Source organism: Corynebacterium suedekumii (assembly GCF_030252185.1).
Taxonomy (GTDB): domain Bacteria; phylum Actinomycetota; class Actinomycetes; order Mycobacteriales; family Mycobacteriaceae; genus Corynebacterium; species Corynebacterium suedekumii.
The window spans coordinates 1,276,986-1,295,639 of sequence record NZ_CP126970.1; the positions used below are offsets into that span (position 1 = coordinate 1,276,986).

Consider the following 18,654-nt stretch of genomic DNA (forward strand, 5'->3'; position numbering starts at 1 on the left):
GCTGGAACCCTTCGTTGTCGGTGAGGTGGTCGGTGAGTTTGGGTGTCAGGAGGAATGCTAAACCCCGTCGCGGACAGGCGACGGGGTAGGCACGGTGAAAACCGGGAGCTTTACTCGGTGTCCTGGTCCTTGAGGCGGTTCATGATCTCGTCGAGATCCTCCCGCGGACGGTCGACCTTGACGGCGGTGTTGCCGGAGGACTCCATGATGGCCTCGGTGACGCGCTCGTCCTTCCACAGTTCGGCGAGACGGTTGATGGTCTCGTCCTCGGCCTTCTCCGGGGTGGTGACCCACACGTTGATGTACGGCTCAGCCTCCTCGTTGTCCGGGTCATCCTGGAAGATGGCGGCGGTCGGGTCGATGCTGGCGCGCTCGAGGAAGGAGTTGTTGATCACGGCCGGCTTGCCCTCGTGGTAGACGGCGGTGGTCTGTGCGGCGTCGACCGGGGTGACGGTGACCTTGGAGGCGTCCTGGTCGATGTCGGCCGGGGTCGGGTTGAGCAGGCCCTCCTCCTTGAGGGTGACCAGGTCGGCCTGGACGAGGACGTTGATGGCGCGGCCCTGGTTGGTGGCGTCGTTCGGGATCGCGATGTCCTCGCCCTCGATGCCGTCGAGGGAGTCATGCTCCTGCCAGAACAGGGCCAGCGGGTAGATCTCGGTGGAGGAGACGGGGACCAGCTCGGCGCCGGCGCCGGTGTTGTAGTTGCTCAGGAACAGCAGGTGCTGGAACTTGTTGACGTCGATCTGGTCCTGCACGAGCGCGTCGTTCGGGGTGTTATAGTCGGAGAACGGCACGATCTCGATGTCGATGCCCTCTTCCTCGACGATGTCGGAGAAGACGTCCCACTCCTTGAGGTTCGCGTCGGTGGTGCCGATGCGGATGGTGTCACCGGTGGCGTTCTCGCCACCGGCGGCGGTGTCCTCGGAGTCGTTGGAGCAGGCGACCAGGCCGGTGGCGGCGAGGGCCGCGGCGGCGGTGGTGGCGGCGATGCGACGGAAGTTCATGGTTCGCGTCCCTTTCAGATGATTATCAGGCGTTGAGTGCACAACCTAGCACCCGGTGTACCGCTCTGTCTACATAGCATTCACCGGCCGGCCGGAGTGTTTGGCACGGGTGTTCGGTTCAGCTAGTTTGAGGGGCATGAGATTCAATGGCGGGGAGCCCCTGAGCTGGTCCCGGCTCGAGCGCATCCTCTCGGGCCGGGAGTCCGCAACACCGGTGCCCGTCGACCATCTCGGTGACCCCGTCCCCACCCGCCCGCACGCCGCTGACGCTGATCCCACCGTCGAGTTCGCCGAACTGCACGCCGTGTCCTCCTACAGCTTCCTCGGCGGGGCGAGCGAACCGGAGGAGCTCGTCCACCGGGCCGTGGAACTGGGACTGAGCGCGTTGGCGCTGGTGGACCGGGACGGTTTCTACGGGGCGGTGAAGTTCGCCGAGGCCGCCGCCACCGTCGGCCTGCCCACCGTCTTCGGTGCGGAACTGACCCTGGGGGAGAAGATCCTCACCGTCCTCGCCCGCGGTCCGGAGGGGTACCGTCGGCTGTCCCACCTCATGGCGGATGCGCACATGGCCACCGGCACGAAGGGGGAGGTGGCCTACCCGGACCTGGCCGGGATCGCCACGGCGCTCGGCGGGGAATGTCTCGTCCTGGCCGGCTGGGAGTGGGCGGGGCAGATCGACCAGATGATCGAGGCCTTCGGGGTGGACCGGGTGGTCCTGGAGTACGCGGTGACCATGACCCCGGAGGATGCGGACCACCACGAGATCCTCGACCAGATCACCCACCGCAGGGCCGACCTGGGGGCCATCGTCACCGCCCTGCCCGGCGCGGCCACCCGGGCGCAGTCCCGGCTGGCGGGGGCGAAGCGTTCCCTGGCCCGCCGGCAGTCGCTGCCCGACGCGGAACCGGAGCTGCACCCCATGGGCGCGCCCTGGCTGCGCTCCGGGGAGCAGCTCGCCCGGATGATCCCCGGGCGGCCGGAGCTGCTGGCCCGGACCGTCACCCTCGCGCAGGAGTGTGCCTTCACCCTCGACCTCGTGGCGCCCGACCTGCCGGACTTTCCCGTCCCGGCCGGGCACACGGAGATGAGCTGGCTGCGGGAGGAGACGGTGCGGCGGGGGCGGCGTCGATACGCGTCACGGTCCGCGGAGATCCGGGAGCGGGCGCTGGCCCAGATCAACCACGAACTGGCGGTCATCGAGCAGCTCAACTTCCCCGGCTACTTCCTCATCGTGTGCGATCTGGTGGACTTCTGCCGGGACCAGAACATCCTGTGCCAGGGACGTGGGTCGGCGGCGAACTCGGCGGTGTGCTTCGCGCTCGGGATCACCAACGCCGAACCGATCAGTGCGGGCCTGCTGTTCGAACGTTTCCTGTCCCCGGACCGGGACGGCCCGCCCGACATCGACATCGACATCGAGTCCGGCCGCCGCGAGGAGGTCATCCAGTACGTCTACGACCGGCACGGCCGGGACAAGGCGGCGCAGGTGGCCAACGTCATCACCTACCGCACCAAAGGATCGGTCCGGGACGCCGCCCGGGCGCTCGGCTACCCGCAGGGCAGTGCGGACGCGTGGAGCAAAGGCACCGCCGACCCGCCGGCGGACGTGGTGCAGCTGGCCGCCCAGTTCAAGGGCCAGCCCCGCCACCTGGGCATCCACTCCGGCGGCATGGTCATCTGCGACCGGCCGATCGCCGACGTCGTGCCCGTGGAGTGGGCGCGGATGGAGAAACGTTCGGTGGTGCAGTGGGACAAGGACGACTGTGCCTCCGCCGGGCTGGTCAAGTTCGACCTGCTCGGCCTCGGCATGCTCGAGGCACTCCACCACATGATCGACCTCGTCGCCGAGCAGCACGGCCGCACCGTCCACCTGTGGGAACTCGACCTCGCGGAGCCCGCGGTCTACGACATGCTCTGCCGGGCCGACGCGGTCGGCGTGTTCCAGGTGGAGTCCCGCGCCCAGCTGTCCACCCTCCCGCGCCTGAAACCACGCTGCTTCTTCGACCTCGTCGTCGAGGTCGCCCTCATCCGCCCCGGTCCCATCCAGGGCGGGTCGGTGCACCCCTACCTGCGGCGTCGCGACGGGAAGGAACCGGTCACCTACGACCACCCCGTGCTGGAGAAGTCCCTGGGCAAGACGCTGGGCATCCCGCTGTTCCAGGAACAGCTCATGCAGGTCGCCGTCGACGCCGCCGGCTTCACCGGCGCGGAGGCGGACGCGCTGCGCCGGGCCATGGGCTCCAAACGCTCCCCGGCGAGGATGGCGGCGATCCGGGACCGCTTCTTCCACGGCGCGGCCGCAACCAACGGCATCACCGGGGAGGTGGCGGAGAAACTGTGGAACAAGATCGTCGCCTTCGCCGCCTACGGCTTCCCCGAGTCCCACTCCCAGTCCTTCGCATCCCTGGTGTACTTCTCCGCCTGGTTCAAACACCACTATCCGGCGGAGTTCTGCGTCGGCCTGCTGCGTGCCCAGCCGATGGGTTTCTACTCCCCGCAGTCGCTCATCCAGGACGCCCGCCGCCACGGTATCGACATCCTGCCGGTGGACGTCAACCGGTCGGGGCGGGAGGCCCGGGTGGTCGACGGCCGGATCCGGATGGGGCTCGGCCTGGTCAACGGCCTGGGCGTGGACGCCGCCGACCGGATCGAGGCCGCCGCGGCCACCGCCGACTTCACCGGCATCCCCGACCTCTCGCGCCGGGCGGACCTCACCGTCGCGCACGTCGAGGCCCTGGCGAAGGCGGGCGCGCTCGACTGCTTCGGCATCGACCGCCGTCAGGCCCTGTGGCAGGCGGGCGTGGCCGCCACCGAACGCGACGGCATGCTGCCCGGCCTGTCCGCCGTCACCGCCCCCGCCCTGCCCGGCATGTCCACCCTGGAGCTCATGGTCACCGACGTCTCCGCCACCGGGGTCACCCACCAGCGTCAGCCCATGGAACTGATCCGGGACCGGCTCACCGCCGACGGCATCCTCACCGCCGCCGCGCTTCGTGGCGTCCCCGACGGCACCCGTGTCCGCATCGCCGGCGTGGTCACCCACCGCCAACGACCCCAGACCGCCTCGGGCCTGACCTTCCTCGGCATGGAGGATGAGACCGGCCTGATGAACGTCATGGTCTCCGTGGGCCTGTGGAACCGGGAGCGGGTGGTGGCACGGACCTCGAAGGTGCTCATCGTCCGCGGCATCGTGCAGAACGCCACCGGCGCCGTGTCGGTGGTGGCCGACAAGCTGGAGCCGATGGCGGTCGGGGAGTGGTTCAGCCGGGGGTCACGGGACTTCCGGTGACGGGTCGGTGGTGTTCTTCCCGTCGGTTGATCCGGGCCGCATCCCGGCCCAGGCGAAGGCGATGATGACGGTGACGGCCAGCCACCAGATGAGGAATCCGATGAGGCCGGACCAGGAGAGGAGGTTGTCGAAGGTGAGCAGGGCGGCGATGAGGGCGATGACGAACGCGATGGCGGCGGACAGCGGGAACCTGGCGGAGACTCGCTGGGAGTAGGTCATGGCCCGGATTCTAGTTTCCGACGCCGAAGTATGCGAGGGCTACAGCCGGTCCCGGATGAGCTCGATGACCATGAGGATGACCGCGGCGATGACCGACAACGCCGCCCACACCCCGAGGAAGAAGAGGATGTCGCCGAGATCCAGCGGCATCTGCCGTGTGGTGAGCGTGGACACGAACGCCACGATCACCGCGATGGTGGCGGCGGTGGGCAGTTTGGCGATGAGGTAGTCGAGGCCGGACATGCGTGTCAGCCTATCGGGATAGGGTGGACGCGTGAATCCCGTATCCCCGAAGCTGACCACCGCCCGCTACCTCGGCCGACTGCCGTGGATCCTGCTTCCGGCGATCGGTTTCGCCGTCGCCGCGTGGCTGTGGACCCCGTGGCTGTGGATCGGCGCGGGCATCTTCCTGGCCCTTTTCCTCTGGCAGCTGTGGCTCATCCCGGCGCAGGTGAAGCTGCTGGGCTGGCAGGAGACCGAGGATGAGCTGCTGATCACCAAGGGGCGGCTGTGGCACACGTTCACGGTCGTGCCCTACGGCCGCATCCAGTTCGTCGACGTCACCGCCGGGCCCATCGAACGCTCCCTGGGGATGAAGACGCTGGAGCTGCACACCGCGTCCGCGTCCTCCGACTCCTCGGTCCAGGGTCTGCCCGCCGACACCGCAGACGCCCTGCGTGACCGCCTGGCCGTCAAGGCCAGGGAGAGGATGAGCGGCCTGTGAGCACCCCTGTGACCGCGCCCGAGACCCCTGAGTTCCGCCGCGTCCACCGGCTCACCCCGCTGCTGAAGTTCTGGACGGTCATCCTCGCCATCCTCGCCGTCGGTGCCTTCAACCTCAACGCCGCGGCGATCTCCGCGGCGTATACGTGGGTGACCGGCGGCAACATCCTGCCGATCCTGGTGGGGCTGCTCGGGTTCGCCGCCCTGTGCGGGCTGATCTGGCTGTTCTCCCAGGTGTGGTGGAAGGCGATGGGCTACCGCCTGACAGACGAGGAGGTCTCGCTGAAACAGGGCGTGCTCAACACCCAGCTGCGGACCGCCCGCTACGACCGGATCCAGGCCGTCGACGTCGTCGAATCGGTCATCGCCCGGATCTTCGGCCTCGCCTCGGTCCGGATCGAGACGGCCGGCGGCGGCAGCTCCGTCATCGAGATCGCGTACCTGCCGCGGGAGGTCGCCGAGGCGCTGCGCGTCGAGGTCCTGGAACGCTCCCGCGGCCTCACCCCGCGTATCGACGCTCCTCCGTCCCCCCTCGCCCCGCCCACCGGCGCCGAGGCGGGCCGGGAGGTCGTCCCCACCATCCCCATCACCCGCTCCCTGGCGGGTGCCGCGCTGCAGGGCTCGAACCTGGGCGCGGTGGTCATCATCGTCGGTTTCCTCCTCGCCCCGATCTCCTGGGCGGCGGTCCTGCCGATCATCGTCGGCCTCGTGCCGGTGGTGTGGCGGCAGATCGACCAGAGCTGGCAGTTCACCGCCACTCTCGCGGACGACACCCTCCACCTGTCCTACGGCCTGGCCGACCGCCGCCGCCAGTCCATCCCGCTGCACCGCATCCACGCGGTGACGGTGCAGCAGCCGATCCTGTGGCGGCTGCTCGGCTGGTGGCTGGTCAAGGTCTCCGTCGCGGGCTACGGCGCCGAGTCGAACAAGGCGACCGGCACCTCCCAGCTGCTGCCCGTCGGCTCCCGCGAGCAGGCCATGGCGCTGCTCGCCCTGGTCAGCCCGCTCGACGCCGGGGAGGCCGAGGCCCACGCCCGCCCCGAGGGTGCGACCGATCCGACGTTCACCTCCCCGCCCGCCGCCCGCTGGGTCTCCCCGGTCGACCTGCACCAGCAGGCCGTCACGCTGCTTGCTGACGCCGTCGTGGTCCACCGCGGCCGCCTCGGCCGCCGCGTCAAGGTCGTCGCCCCCTCCCACATCCAGGAACTGTCGTTGACCCGCGGCCCCCTGCAGCAGCTGTTCGGCCTGTGCACGGTGCGCTTCGACCTCGTACAGGGGCCTGTGCGCATGGCCGGAGAGGACCTCGCGCCTGAAGTTGGGCGAGAACTGCTGGAACGACTGCGAGCCCGACAATTGCCGGGGATGGGATCAGCCGGGGGGTAACATAAGTTCCCTAAGATCATGCCACCGTCAATAAAAGCAATCTCCTCGGTCATCCTGGGAGTGGACCCGTCATCGGACAGGGTCGACACTCTTCAGGCTTGAAAGGAAGACTCATGTTGTCAATCAGCAGAACATTGTCGACATTCCTCGCGCTATTGCTCGCTTTCGCAGTCGGTTTATTCGGTGCTTCTTCGGCTTCTGCCGCGCCGGTGACCACCGTCTCAGGGGTCGACGTCGTGGACTTGGACGACGGACGTACCAGCGTCACGGTTGACGGGGAAGAAATGATCGTCGCCTTTGACGAAACCGCAAACATTGCTCACGTTGAGTACTCCGACGGATCAACCGCCACGGTGAGCCTTGATGGGCTCGATTCCGCTTCTAACTCTGGTCAGGTGGATCCTGATCAGGAACCTCGCATGGTAGCCCAGAATAGCGGGCTCACATGCTCTTTTCTCATGTGGGTCGTAGGTACGATTCATACAGCTGGCTGGGGTGCGGCGATCGCAATCGTTGCAGCTTCTGGAGCGGCAGGCGCAGCAGCGGTTCTTCTTATGTATTCTCTCGGAGCGTCTGGCTTCCTGGCCTACGTCGGTTCTCGCTGCTAGAAGGGGCTGAACAATGAGCGCAGTACGATCAAAGGAAAGCCTGTTCCTCAACTTGGCTTTGACTATTGCAGTGATTTCTGTAGTTGCTTCGATAATTCTGTGGGTGACAAACAGTTGGGTGGCCGCGCTCATTGTTCTTGCCGCCACTCTCCCATTGCTCTTAGTCTTGTTCCGACTTCGGGGTCACACTGACTTAATTTCTCCGGTCAGCGCGAGGAAACAGCGTCGTGTCGGGGTGTGGCTTCTTGTGGCTGGTGTTGCCTGCACTCTCGTCGCAGGCGTTGCCTTGGCGATGGGGAGCGAGTTCATATTCCGATGGCTTGGTTCCTTCGGGCCCGGCTTGGCGATCGGCGGAGTCGTCGCAGCCTTGTTGGCGGGCGCACGGCGATAGACTGGGCCGTCCGGTTGCTGACGAGCCGCACTGCTTCGGCCACCACCACTGTTGTCGTGGGCGTCCCAGAAGTGAGAGGAGAGCTGACGCGGGTGCCTGACCAGACCTCACATGCCCCGAATGCGCGCTTCACCACGGGGGAAACCACGATAGTAGTCGGACTGGCATGCGCATCACCGATATTCGGCGAACCCTCTGCGTGGGACTTAGTCTTCTCAGGACTTTTCGCCAGCGTGGTATTTGTGTCGAACTTGCGGCCTTTCCTGGGGTTAATCCCCATCCCCGTAGCTTCCCTGCTCTGGGAAAGGGGATTGGTGGATGACATTTCAGTCGTTCCCGTTCTACTTTTTGTTGTTGTCCACATGGTCTCTTTTCGCTTCGGCGTGGTGTTGTCTGCGTCTATTGTCGCGGAATGGCTATTATTCGCCTACGTTCCGTTACTCGGACGTCTGCTATTCACCGAATGGGCCGCCACTTTATTGGTAGAAGGATTGCTTCTCGGAATCGTCATCTGGACCGGTAGGGCGAGAAATCGTTTGGCTTGGTCTCGTCATGAATTGGTTGATGCTCAAAGAAGGGCCAGGGCTGCCGTTGTTGTTGAACTGCGCGAGAGTTTGCACGACAGCTTGGCACGTAAGATCACCATGATGACGATGCTTTCGGACCGGGTCTTGGCTCGGCCCGACGGGGATTCTACGGTACGTGAGATCAGCGAAATGTCGTCTTTGGGACGAGATGCATTGACGGAGCTGGAGAACCTCATGCGCGAGGTGAGTGATGATCCGGACTTGACTGAGCAGGATGATTCGGTGTGGGTGCCTGATTCGCTGGACATTTCAGTGGTGAAGGCCATGAGACGCCTAGTTGAACTTGGCTTCGACGTGAAATGTAGGGGACAGTTTTCGGGTTTATCCATTCCTGCGAAATCTGAACGAGCCCTCGTACTGTCGCTCCAAGAGTGTATCGCAAATTCCGCGAAATATGCCCCGGAGCAGGGAAAAATTGACATTGAGAGGGTTGACAAGCCTGGAGAGGTTGGGGTTGCGATTCGAAATCAAACGCCGGATTCTCAGACATCCATTTCCTGCAGTTTTTCGACAAAGACCGGTTTGGTCGGAGTTTTCCGCCGAATAGGTGAGGTCCAGGGAACAGTGCACCTGAGTTCAAGTTTTAATTCTTGGCAGATACTGATGTTAGTCCCATTGGAAAGGAATATAGAAAATGATTGATTCTGTTGTTGCCGGGTCGAGATCTTTCCCGCGGCAGCCTTGTGTGCGTGGCTTCCCAATCTCGTGTGGTGCCGTTAGGTATACGGCGCATGGTTAGGAAAATTGAGGTTCTGATCGTCGATGACGAGGAGTTCTTCCGCGAAGCGCTCGTAGAGATTGTGAAGAGCTTCGAGGATCTCACCGTGGTCGGTGACATGTCTTCTGGGGCCACGGCACTGCAATTCTTGGAAAACAACGCGTGTGACGTTGTTTTGTGCGATGTCCGTATGCCGCACATGAACGGGATTGAGTTCACCGAACTGAGCCGGCATCTCGACGACCCACCTCAGGTCGTCGCGGTGACGTCATTCAACAACGACGTTTCGAGGGTGTCGATGCTTCGGGCAGGTGCCAATGGGTTCATCCTCAAGAGCGCTCGACGACAGGACATAGCAGATGGCATTCGGAGTGCGGTACAGGGAGGGACGTCGATTTCTCCTGATGCAGCCAGGTATTTAAAGAAGTTTCTCCGTCCACCCGTGTCGCTGGAAAGCGACGTCGTTTCCGCGTTGGATCGGCGAGTTCTCGCAGAACTGCACTACGGATTGAGTAACGCGGATATTTCCAGGGAACTGGGGATTTCAGTTCCATCGGTAAAGAAGTCAGTCAACCGACTAATGCAAGTCTTCGGAGCCAGCAGCAGATTGCAACTCGTGGTTCTGACGAGCCCCTAGATCCCGCCTGGGAACCCGAACTGACGCCAGGCCTCATAGGTGGCCACGGCCGCCGAGTTGGACAGATTCATGCTGCGGCGTCCCGGCACCATGGGGATGCGCACCTCCCCGGTGATCCGGGGATGGGCCAGATGCTCCTCGGGGAGGCCGGTGGGTTCGGTGCCGAAGAGCAGGGCATCACCGTCGTCGTAGGCGACCTGGGTGTGCCACGTGCAGGCGCGGGTGGTGAAGGCGAAGATGCGGGAGTGGGGGAGCGTCGCAAAGCAGGCGTCGAGGTCCGGGTGGACCGCGACGTCCGCGAGGTCGTGGTAGTCCAGGCCCGCCCGCCGCAGGTGCTTCTCCGACAGGTCAAAACCCAGCGGCTCCACCAGATGCAGGTGCGCGCCCGAGCCGGCGCACATCCGGATCGCGTTACCCGTGTTCGGGGGAATGACGGGGTTGTCGAAGATGACGTGCAGTCGGGGCATATCCCGAGAGTCTAGGATGAGGGGCGTGACTGCGACGAAACTAGATGGACAGCTCTACCGCAACGAGATCTTCGAGGACCTGGCCCGGCGCGTGGCCGCCCTCAAGGAGAAGGGCAGCGTGCCGGGTCTGGCGACCGTGCTCGTCGGCGATGACCCGGCCTCCCACTCGTACGTGAAGATGAAGCACCGCGACTGCGAGCAGATCGGCGTCAACTCCATACGCCGGGACCTGCCCGCGGATGTCAGCCAGGAGGAGCTGCTCGCCGTCATCGACGAGCTCAACAACGACGACGCCTGCACCGGCTACATTGTCCAGCTCCCGCTGCCGAAGCACCTCGACGAGAACGCCGTCCTCGCGGCCATCGACCCGGACAAGGACGCTGACGGCCTGCACCCGGTGAACCTGGGCAAGCTCGTCCTCAACGAGCCCGCCCCGCTGCCGTGCACCCCCAACGGCGCCATCCACCTGCTGCGGCGTTACGACGTCGAACTCAACGGCGCAAAGGTCGTGGTCATCGGCCGCGGTGTGACCGTCGGCCGCCCCATCGGCCTCATGCTCACCCGCCGCTCCGAGAACGCCACCGTCACCCTCTGCCACACCGGCACGAAGGACCTGGTCGCCGAGACGCGTGAGGCCGACGTCATCGTCGCCGCCGCCGGCCAGCCTCACATGCTCACCGCCGACATGGTCAAGCCCGGCGCCGCGATTCTCGACGTCGGCGTGTCCCGCCTCGACGGCAAGCTCGCCGGCGACGTGCACCCGGACGTGTGGGAGGTCGCCGGCTTCGTCTCCCCGAACCCGGGCGGTGTCGGCCCGCTCACCCGCGCCTTCCTCGTGCGCAACGTCGTCGAGAGGGCGGAACTGCTCGCCGGTGAGTAGCCCCCTCGGAGCCCTGGACAACCCCCATGACGCGGGCGTTGTCCCCTCCCGCCTGCCCCGCCCCGTGCAGTGGGCGGGCCTGGCGCTGTTCCTGGTCGGCGTGGCCGTCGCCTCCGGTTTCGCCGTCACCGAACACTGGCGGCGCGCCACCTTCGTCCTCGGGGCGTCACTGCTGTGGCTGGCCGTGCTGCGCCTGACTTTCGATTCCCGGGTCCTCGGCGTCTTCGCGGTCCGCTCCCGGCGTTTCGACGCCTTCTTCTGCCTCATCGTCGGCGGCGCCATGGCGTTCCTGTCGGCGTCGGTCGACGCGCTCGGGTCCTGAGCGCTCAGATCATGTAGTCGCCGGCGTCCTCGTCGGAGGTCGTCTGGCTCAGGTCGAGGAAGCGGCGCAGGATCCGGTCCATCTGCCGGAACTCCGCCAGGAACGCGTCATGCCCGATGGGGGAGACCAGTTTCGCGATTCCCAGCAGGGTGCCGATGTTGCGCGAGAGGTGTTCCTGCTGGTGGTAGGGGTAGAGGATGTCGGTGTCCACGCCGACGATCATGGTGGGCACGGTGATCGATGCCAGTGCCTTGTTCAGCCCGCCCCGCCCCCGGCCGATGTCGTGGCGGTTGAGGGAGTCGGTGAGGACGACGTAGGAGCCGGCGTCGAAACGCTCGACGAGCTTGCGGCCCTGATGGTCCAGGTAGGACTCCACGGCGAAACGCTGGTTCGGATCGCGGTACCGGCCCAGCGGATTCTCCCCGGTCTGCGGGGTGGTGCCGAAACGTTCGTCGATCTCCTGCTCACCCCGGTAGGTCAGGTGCGCGATCCGACGGGCGGCCGCCAGTCCGGCCGTGGGGGCCTGCCCGGTGCCGTGGTAGTCGCCGCCGTGCCACGCCGGGTCCCGCTCAATGGCGCTGATCTGGGCGGACTGGATGCCGATCTGCCACGCGGAGGCACGGGCCGACACCGCGATGACGCACGCACTCGCCAACTGCTCCGGGTACATCAACGACCACTCGAGGACGCGCGCGCCACCCATGGAGCCGCCGAGGATGGCGTGGACCCGGGTGAGTCCCAGGGCGTCGAGAAGCAGCTTCTCCGCGGTGACCTGGTCCCGGATGGAGATCGCCGGGAACCGGGACCCCCACGGCCGGCCGTCCGGGTGCGGTGAGGACGGGCCCGTGGAGCCCTGGCAGCCGCCGATGACGTTCGTGGAGATCACGCACCACCGGTCCGTGTCCAGCGCCAGACCCGGGCCGATGAGCGGGCCCCACCAGTCGGCGACGTCGGTGTCACCGGTGAGGGCATGCTCGATGACCAGGACATTGTTGTTCCCGTCGGGCTCACCCCGGAACTCGCCCCACCGCTGGTAGGCGATGGTGGCGTCCGTGATCGTCGCGCCGGCCTCGGTGACTAGGTCACCGATCGGCTGCGTGGCCAGGGTTCCTTCGGGGGCGAGGGTGGGCATGCCGGCCTACTTCACGGCTTCGGCGGCAGCGAAACCGCGCTGCAGATCGGCGATGATGTCGGCCACGGACTCGATGCCCACCGACAGGCGGACGGTGGCCTGGGTGATGCCGGCGCGGGTCAGGCCCTGCTCGTCGGACTGGGAGTGGGTCGTGGACGCCGGGTGGATGACCAGGGAGCGGACGTCACCGATGTTGGCCACGTTGGAGTGCAGCTGGAGCGCGTCGATGAACGCCCACGCCGCGGTGCGGTCGTTCGTGTCGCCGGCGATGTCGAAGGACAGGACCGAACCGGTGTGCTCGAGGCCCAGCTTCTCCTTGGTGGCAAACCACGGGGAGGACTGCGCGCCGGCGTAGTTGAGCTTGGCCACCAGCGGATGATCGGCGAGGAACTCGGCGACCTTCGCGGCATTCTCGTTGTGGCGCTCCACGCGCAGCGAGAGGGTGTCCAGGCCCTGGAGTGCCACCCAGGCGTTGAAGGGGGAGGGGCGGCGCCGGTGTCGCGCAGGTGCCCGACGCGGGCCTTGAGGCCGAAGGCGGCCGCACCCAGGTCGGCGTACTTGAGGCCGTGGTAGGCCGGATCCGGGGTGACGAACTGCTCGAACACCGGCTTCCCGTCGCGCTCGACGGTCCAATCGAAGGAACCGCCGTCGACGAGCACGCCACCGAGGGCCGAACCGTTGCCCGTGTAGAACTTGGTCAGCGAGTTGACCACGATGTCCGCACCCAGCTCCAACGGGCGGACGAGGGCGGCGGTGGCCATGGTGTTGTCGACGATCAGCGGCACCAAGTTGCGGTGCGCGACCTCGGCGACGGCCGGGATGTCCAGCACATCGGCGACCGGGTTGCCGAAGGTCTCGCCGTAGAACGCGCGGGTGTTCGGCTGCACCGCGGCCTGCCAGGACTCCGGGTCATCCGGGTTCTCGACGAAGGTGACCTCGATGCCCAGGCGCTTGAACGTGACCTGGAACAGGGTCTCGGTGCCACCGTAGAGGCGCGGGGAAGTGACGATGTGGTCGCCGGCACCGGCGAGGTTGAGGATCGCGGCGGTCTCCGCGGCCTGGCCGGAGGAGAAGGCCACGGCGTGGACACCACCCTCGAGCGAGGCGAGGCGATTCTCCAGGGCTTCCACCGTCGGGTTGGTCAGGCGGGTGTACACCGGGCCCAGATCCTCGAGGGCGAAACGCTGGCGGGCGTGCTCGGCGGAATCGAAGACGAACGACGTGGTGAGGTAGATCGGCTGGTTGCGGGCGCCGGTGTCACTGTCGATGGTCTGGCCCGCGTGAATGGACCGGGTCTGGAAATCCCACTCGGCGGCGGCGGAGTTGTCGTACTTGGGCATGGTGTCGTCCTTGAGGTGGAGGTGCTGTCGGTCAATGGACAACACACTACGTCGATGCGGGGAAGAATAAACCGAGCGGTCTAGTTAAAGTCGCGATAGCCGTGGAAGAACCGCCCTCCGGGCGTGAATAAAAACCCCGGACCCCTAGACCAAGCGGTATGTCGTCGCTGGTGTGGGGCCCGGGGCCGGAGAGTGGATCAGTCGGGTGGCGGCGTGTGACGTCAGCGTCGGGCGACGCCGAAGTTCTGCACCGCGTAGGTGGTGCCGTTCGCGGACTCGGCGATGCCCACGCCGATCCACCGGGCATTGCGGTCGAGGATGTTGGCGCGGTGGCCGGGGGAGTTCATCCACATCCGGACCATGTCCTCGGCAGAGGTCGCCCGGCCACGGGTCATGAGGATGTTCTCCGACACGGCGTACTCGGCCGTCGTGTGCTCACGCAGGTCGGGACGGTGGACGAGCTGGTTGCGCTGGCTCATCGTCTGCGCCCAGTCCTGCGCCAGGCGGGTCAGTTCGGGGCGGGCCGCCAGCGGCGGGAGTCCGGCGCTGGCGCGGGCGCGGTTGGTGGCGTCCACCAGCGCAGCAGTCTCAGCGTCATCGACCGGGGGTTCCTCCGGGTCGACAGGATCGACCGGATCAACCGGGTCCACCGGTTCCTCCGGGTCAACCGGATCCACCGGCTCCCCGGGGTTGGTGCCGACCCCCACGGCCGCCGGTGCCTGGATGACATTGCGGGCGTTGGTGTTCTGCGTGATCCGGGACGTCAGCTCCGCGGTGGAGATCCCCGGGTTGGCGGCGGTGACCAGGGCGGCGACACCGGCGACGTGCGGGGCGGCCATGGAGGTGCCCTGGTAGTTGCCGTATCCGGCGCCGGCGCGGGTCGTCCGGCCGGTGTCGATGGTGGAGAGCACCCCCTGCCCGGTGGCGGTGTTGCCGCCCGGTGCCCACACGTCGACGGCGGACCCGTAGTTGGAGTACGGGGCGCGGGCACCGTTGGCGTCGACGGCGCCGACGGTGACGGTGTTGTTGCAGCTGGCGGGCTGGACCAGGGAGGCGTCCTGGTTCTCGTTGCCGGCGGCGACGACGACCACGGAGCCGCGGTTGACCGCCAGGTCGATGGCCCGCTGGTAGGTGGCCGAGCACTGGCCGGAACCGCCGAGGGACATGTTGATCACGTCGGCGACATTCTGATTGGCGGGCGCGCCGCGGACGGTGCCGCCGGCGGCCCAGACGACCGCGTCGGTGATGTCGGAGAGGTAGCCGCCGCAGGCGCCGAGCACGCGGAGGGGCACGATGGTGGAGTCGGGGGCCACGCCGGCGATGCCCTCGTTGTTCCCGGCCACGGCCGCCACGGTGCCGGCGACGTGGGTGCCGTGCCACGAGGAGTCGGCGGGCTGGTTGTTGCCGCACTGGCCGGCGGTGATCCAGTCGCCCTCATCGGTGGGATCGCTGTCGCGGCCGTCGCCGTCCCGGGCGCGGGAGGAATCGGAGATGAAGTCATAGCCGCCGGTGACGTTGGCGTCGAGGTCGCGGTGCGGGGCGATGCCGGAGTCGATGACGGCGACGGTCTGTCCCTGCCCGCGGGTGACGTCCCAGGCGGGCAGGACGTTGATGCCCTGGCGTTCGGTCAGGGCCCACTGGCGGGGAAAGTGGGTGTCGTTCGGTGGTGCGGCAGCGGGGGAGGCCTCCTGGTCGCGGTCCTCGGCCGGGGCATCCTGCGCGATGGTGAAGATGGCGTCGATCTCGGCGTACTCGACGGAATCGTCGTCCCGCAGCTGGGCGAGCAGCTCCTCGGACTGCTCGGGAGACAGTTCCTCCGAGGTCTCGAAGACGGTGGCGCCCGTGGCGGTCTCCCGGAGTTCGGAGGCCTCCGGTTCGGCCCCGATCTCCTCGAGGGCCTGGGTCATCGTTCCTTCCCGGGCCTCGGGGGTGTTGCTGGCGCTGGGGTGATAGGAGACGAGGAAACGGTTGGTGGGTTCCGGGGCGTCGGATGTGCCCTCGGAGGCCCGGTCGAGCAGGTTGGCGGTGTCGGTGATCCCCTCGGTGGTCTGATCGGCCGGCCCGTCCTCCTGGGCGGAGGCGGTGTGCATGAGTGTCGACGCCGTGAGGGCGGTGACGATGGCGGCCGTGCAGGCGGTGGTGAGGGTTCTCGCGTTGGTCCTTCGGGGAGGGTGCGCGGGGTATCTGAGGCGCATCTGGTTCCTTTCCGGGTGGTGCGATCTGGATGATCATGGTGGAGCCGGCAGCCGGTCGCTGCGGCCACGTAAAACTAACATGTGAATACATCTGAGAATTGCTCAGTTACCAGCAGGAAAGGAGTTCTTGGAGCTTCATGTCAATGCTGACATGCATGGATTCCCGGACATGTGAGTTGCCCTGGATGTACGACACTGCATACATAGCGGCTCTCCTGAACCCCCGTCAGGGCGCGCTCATGGTCGTGTGGGGAAGTGCTGAGGGTTTCCCGATGGGCTGGCCCACCGGCCCCTAGGTTCGGGGAGATTCACTGCGCTGCAGGGCGGGGAATCTCCCCGAATGACAGGGCGTCACACATATGACAGGGCACCCCAGCCGGCACCAAGTCCCCGGAATCGACGAACCCCGCCCCCGCGCCGTGCGGGCCACGGTGCGGGAGGCGGGGTGTCGAGAAGCGGTGGAGCGTTACTTCTTCAGACCGTCGATGATCTCGTTGAACTTGCTCGACGGGCGCATGACCTCGGAGGTCTTGTCGTCGTTGGGCTGGTAGTAGCCGCCCAGGTCGACGGGCTGACCCTGGTTGTCGATGAGCTCCTTGTCGATCTCGGCGGCGTCGGCGGCCAGTGCCTCGGCGATCGGACCGAAGACCTCGGCCAGCTCGGCGTCCTCGGTCTGGGCGGCCAGCTCCTCGGCCCAGTAGGAGGCCAGGTAGAAGTGGGAGCCGCGGTTGTCGATCTCGCCGACCTTGCGGGACGGGGACTTGCCCTCACCCAGCAGCTTCTCGGTGGCCTTGTCCAGCGCGGAGGCGAGGACGGCGGCCTTGGCGTTGTCCTCGGTGCGGGAGACGTGGCGCAGGGACTCGGCCAGGGCGAGGAACTCGCCGAGGGAGTCCCAGCGCAGGTGGTTCTCCTCCTGGACCTGCTGGACGTGCTTCGGGGCGGAGCCGCCGGCACCGGTCTCGAACAGGCCGCCACCGGCCATGAGCGGGACGACGGAGAGCATCTTGGCGGAGGTGCCCAGCTCGAGGATCGGGAACAGGTCCGTGTTGTAGTCACGGAGCACGTTGCCGGTCACGGAGATGGTGTCCTCGCCGCGGCGGATGCGCTCGATGGAGACCTTGGTGGCTTCGACGGGGGAGAGGATCTGGATGTCCAGGCCGTCGGTGTCGTGGTCGGCGAGGTACTTGTTCACCAGCTCGATGAGGTTGCGGTCGTGGGCGCGCTCGGAGTCGAGCCAGAAGATGGCGGGCATGCCGGAGATGCGGGCCCGGTCGACGGCGAGCTTGACCCAGTCCTGGATCGGGGCGTCCTTGGTCTGGCAGGCGCGCCAGATGTCACCGGCGGAGACCTCGTGCTCGATGATGACGTCACCGGCGGAGTTGAGGACCTGGACGGTGCCGTCGGTCTCGATCTTGAAGGTCTTGTCGTGGGAACCGTACTCCTCGGCCTTCTGGGCCATGAGGCCGACGTTGGGGACGGTGCCCATGGTGGTCGGGTCGTAGGCGCCGTTGGCCTTGCAGTCGTCGATGACGGCCTGGTAGATGCCGGCGTAGGAGGAGTCCGGGATGACGGCCAGGGTGTCCTGGGTCTTGTCGTCCTTGTTCCACATCTGGCCGGAGGTGCGGATCATGGCCGGCATGGAGGCGTCGACGATGACGTCGGAGGGCACGTGCAGGTTGGTGATGCCCTTGTCGGAGTTGACCATGGCCAGGTCCGGGCCGGCGGCCAGCTCGACGTCGAACGCCTCGCGGATCTCGGCTCCGTTCTCCAGCTCGTCGAGGCCGGAGTAGATGGCGGCCAGGCCGTTCTCGCCGTTGAGGCCGGCGGCCATGAGCTGCTCGCCGTACTTGTCGAAGACGTCGGCGAAGAAGGTGCGCACGACGTAGCCGAAGATGATCGGGTCGGAGACCTTCATCATGGTGGCCTTGAGGTGCACGGAGAAGAGGATGCCCTCGTCCTCGGCGCGCTTGACCTGGTCGGTGAGGAAGGACTGCAGGGCGGCGGCGCGCATGACGGTGCCGTCGATGACCTCGCCCTCGAGGACCTTGAGGTCGTCGCGGAGCTTGGTGGCGTTGCCGTCGGCGTCGACCAGCTGGAAGGTGAGGGTGTCGTCGGCCGGCATGATGACGGACTTCTCGTTGTGGCGGAAGTCGTCGGCGTCCATGGTGGCGACGTTGGTCTTGGAGTCGGCCGACCACTCGCCCATGCGGTGCGGGTGCTTCTTCACGAAGTTCTTCACGGCCTCCGGCGCACGGCGGTCGGAGTTGCCCTCACGCAGCACCGGGTTGACGGCGGAGCCCTTGACGGCGTCGTAGCGCCTGCGGACGTCCTTGTCCTCGTCGGTCTCCGGGTTCTCCGGGTAGTCCGGCAGGTCATAGCCCTGTGCCTGCAGTTCCTTGATGGCGGCCTTGAGCTGCGGTACCGATGCGGAGATGTTCGGCAGCTTGATGATGTTGGCTTCCGGGGTCTTGGCCAGGTCACCGAGCTCGGCGAGGGCGTCATCCATGCGCTGCTCATCGCTCAGGCGGTCCGGGAACTGGGCGAGGATGCGCCCGGCGAGGGAGATGTCGCGGGTCTCGACATCAATTCCGGCGGTGCCGGCGAATGCCTCGACGACCGGCTTGAACGAGTAGGTCGCGAGCAGCGGTGCCTCGTCAGTACGGGTCCAGATGATCTTTGCCATGGGTCTCCCTTTAATTTTCGGCTACGATACGGCTTTCCAGGATACCTGTTCCCGCTTGAGCAGGTGACGGGCAGGT

15 protein-coding genes and 1 pseudogene are annotated in these 18,654 nt (G+C 66.5%); 8 read left to right on the forward strand and 8 right to left on the reverse strand.

The genetic code is table 11. The annotated features are described in order from the left end of the window. Positions 1-110 precede the first annotated feature (110 nt). Positions 111-1,004 (reverse strand): MetQ/NlpA family ABC transporter substrate-binding protein, encoded by an 894-nt coding sequence (locus tag QP029_RS06450; protein WP_284875981.1) that lies wholly within the window; start codon positions 1,002-1,004, stop codon positions 111-113. Between the two features lie 136 nt (positions 1,005-1,140). Between QP029_RS06450 and QP029_RS06455 the strand changes: the two genes are divergently transcribed. Beyond that, the gene (locus QP029_RS06455; protein WP_284875982.1) at positions 1,141-4,293 is read left to right on the forward strand and encodes an error-prone DNA polymerase; all 3,153 of its coding nucleotides are present in this window, start codon (positions 1,141-1,143) and stop codon (positions 4,291-4,293) included. On the opposite strand, the gene QP029_RS06460 is transcribed toward QP029_RS06455, so the two are convergent. After that, positions 4,276-4,512 carry a hypothetical protein gene (locus QP029_RS06460; RefSeq protein WP_284875983.1) on the reverse strand — a complete coding sequence of 79 codons (237 nt, stop codon included), beginning with the start codon at positions 4,510-4,512 and terminating at the stop codon, positions 4,276-4,278. The genes QP029_RS06455 and QP029_RS06460 overlap by 18 nt on opposite strands. Before the next feature lie 39 nt (positions 4,513-4,551). Beyond that, complete coding sequence (locus QP029_RS06465) at positions 4,552-4,755, reverse strand: hypothetical protein (RefSeq protein WP_284875984.1); 204 nt, start codon at positions 4,753-4,755, stop codon at positions 4,552-4,554. 31 nt (positions 4,756-4,786) lie between these two features. On the opposite strand from QP029_RS06465, the gene QP029_RS06470 reads away from it, so the two are divergent. From QP029_RS06470 to QP029_RS06490, 5 genes are all read left to right on the forward strand, one after another. Further along, positions 4,787-5,236: a PH domain-containing protein gene (locus QP029_RS06470; RefSeq protein WP_284875985.1), complete on the forward strand. Its 450-nt coding sequence runs from the start codon at positions 4,787-4,789 to the stop codon at positions 5,234-5,236. After that, the gene (locus tag QP029_RS06475) at positions 5,233-6,618 is read left to right on the forward strand and encodes a PH domain-containing protein (RefSeq protein ID WP_284875986.1); all 1,386 of its coding nucleotides are present in this window, start codon (positions 5,233-5,235) and stop codon (positions 6,616-6,618) included. Before QP029_RS06470 ends, QP029_RS06475 begins: the two co-directional genes overlap by 4 nt. A gap of 113 nt (positions 6,619-6,731) precedes the next feature. Further along, positions 6,732-7,226 carry a hypothetical protein gene (locus QP029_RS06480; RefSeq protein WP_284875987.1) on the forward strand — a complete coding sequence of 165 codons (495 nt, stop codon included), beginning with the start codon at positions 6,732-6,734 and terminating at the stop codon, positions 7,224-7,226. A gap of 483 nt (positions 7,227-7,709) precedes the next feature. Continuing rightward, positions 7,710-8,846, forward strand: coding sequence for a sensor histidine kinase (locus tag QP029_RS06485; protein ID WP_284875988.1), 1,137 nt, complete (start codon positions 7,710-7,712; stop codon positions 8,844-8,846). Between the two features lie 89 nt (positions 8,847-8,935). Further along, entirely contained in the window at positions 8,936-9,559 is a 624-nt protein-coding gene (locus QP029_RS06490) for a response regulator transcription factor (protein WP_284875989.1), read from the forward strand. On the opposite strand, the gene QP029_RS06495 is transcribed toward QP029_RS06490, so the two are convergent. Further along, a complete protein-coding gene (locus QP029_RS06495) occupies positions 9,556-10,026 on the reverse strand; it encodes a tRNA (cytidine(34)-2'-O)-methyltransferase (protein WP_284875990.1) in 471 nt (156 codons plus the stop codon). The two genes, QP029_RS06490 and QP029_RS06495, sit on opposite strands and share 4 nt — an antisense overlap. A 25-nt stretch (positions 10,027-10,051) precedes the next feature. Between QP029_RS06495 and QP029_RS06500 the strand changes: the two genes are divergently transcribed. Beyond that, positions 10,052-10,906, forward strand: a complete 855-nt coding sequence (locus QP029_RS06500; RefSeq protein ID WP_284875991.1) for a bifunctional methylenetetrahydrofolate dehydrogenase/methenyltetrahydrofolate cyclohydrolase — start codon at positions 10,052-10,054, stop codon at positions 10,904-10,906. Beyond that, a complete protein-coding gene (locus QP029_RS06505; RefSeq protein WP_284875992.1) occupies positions 10,899-11,228 on the forward strand; it encodes a DUF3017 domain-containing protein in 330 nt (109 codons plus the stop codon). The genes QP029_RS06500 and QP029_RS06505 overlap by 8 nt, the downstream gene beginning before the upstream one ends. A 4-nt stretch (positions 11,229-11,232) precedes the next feature. Here QP029_RS06505 and metX read toward each other — a convergent pair whose 3' ends face one another. The 4 genes and pseudogenes from metX to QP029_RS06525 all read right to left on the reverse strand — a co-directional run bounded on the left by metX (position 11,233) and on the right by QP029_RS06525 (position 18,578). Continuing rightward, positions 11,233-12,360, reverse strand: a complete 1,128-nt coding sequence (gene metX / locus QP029_RS06510; protein ID WP_284875993.1) for a homoserine O-acetyltransferase MetX — start codon at positions 12,358-12,360, stop codon at positions 11,233-11,235. 6 nt (positions 12,361-12,366) lie between these two features. Further along, a pseudogene (locus QP029_RS06515) lies at positions 12,367-13,700 on the reverse strand (O-acetylhomoserine/O-acetylserine sulfhydrylase). A 221-nt stretch (positions 13,701-13,921) separates the two neighbouring features. Beyond that, positions 13,922-15,895, reverse strand: a complete 1,974-nt coding sequence (locus QP029_RS06520; RefSeq protein ID WP_284875994.1) for a S8 family serine peptidase — start codon at positions 15,893-15,895, stop codon at positions 13,922-13,924. A gap of 466 nt (positions 15,896-16,361) precedes the next feature. Beyond that, complete coding sequence (locus QP029_RS06525) at positions 16,362-18,578, reverse strand: NADP-dependent isocitrate dehydrogenase (RefSeq protein ID WP_284875995.1); 2,217 nt, start codon at positions 18,576-18,578, stop codon at positions 16,362-16,364. Between the last annotated feature and the right edge of the window lie 76 nt (positions 18,579-18,654).

What these genes read in the sequence shown, in the direction of transcription:
- QP029_RS06520 (WP_284875994.1), bottom strand. Translation starts at nt 15,895, where the DNA reads ATGCGCCTCAGATACCCCGCGCACCCTCCCCGAAGGACCAACGCGAGA.
- QP029_RS06450 (WP_284875981.1), bottom strand. Translation starts at nt 1,004, where the DNA reads ATGAACTTCCGTCGCATCGCCGCCACCACCGCCGCCGCGGCCCTCGCC.
- QP029_RS06495 (WP_284875990.1), bottom strand. Translation starts at nt 10,026, where the DNA reads ATGCCCCGACTGCACGTCATCTTCGACAACCCCGTCATTCCCCCGAAC.
- metX (WP_284875993.1), bottom strand. Translation starts at nt 12,360, where the DNA reads ATGCCCACCCTCGCCCCCGAAGGAACCCTGGCCACGCAGCCGATCGGT.
- QP029_RS06490 (WP_284875989.1), top strand. Translation starts at nt 8,936, where the DNA reads ATGGTTAGGAAAATTGAGGTTCTGATCGTCGATGACGAGGAGTTCTTC.
- QP029_RS06465 (WP_284875984.1), bottom strand. Translation starts at nt 4,755, where the DNA reads ATGTCCGGCCTCGACTACCTCATCGCCAAACTGCCCACCGCCGCCACC.
- QP029_RS06460 (WP_284875983.1), bottom strand. Translation starts at nt 4,512, where the DNA reads ATGACCTACTCCCAGCGAGTCTCCGCCAGGTTCCCGCTGTCCGCCGCC.
- QP029_RS06525 (WP_284875995.1), bottom strand. Translation starts at nt 18,578, where the DNA reads ATGGCAAAGATCATCTGGACCCGTACTGACGAGGCACCGCTGCTCGCG.
- QP029_RS06455 (WP_284875982.1), top strand. Translation starts at nt 1,141, where the DNA reads ATGAGATTCAATGGCGGGGAGCCCCTGAGCTGGTCCCGGCTCGAGCGC.
- QP029_RS06480 (WP_284875987.1), top strand. Translation starts at nt 6,732, where the DNA reads ATGTTGTCAATCAGCAGAACATTGTCGACATTCCTCGCGCTATTGCTC.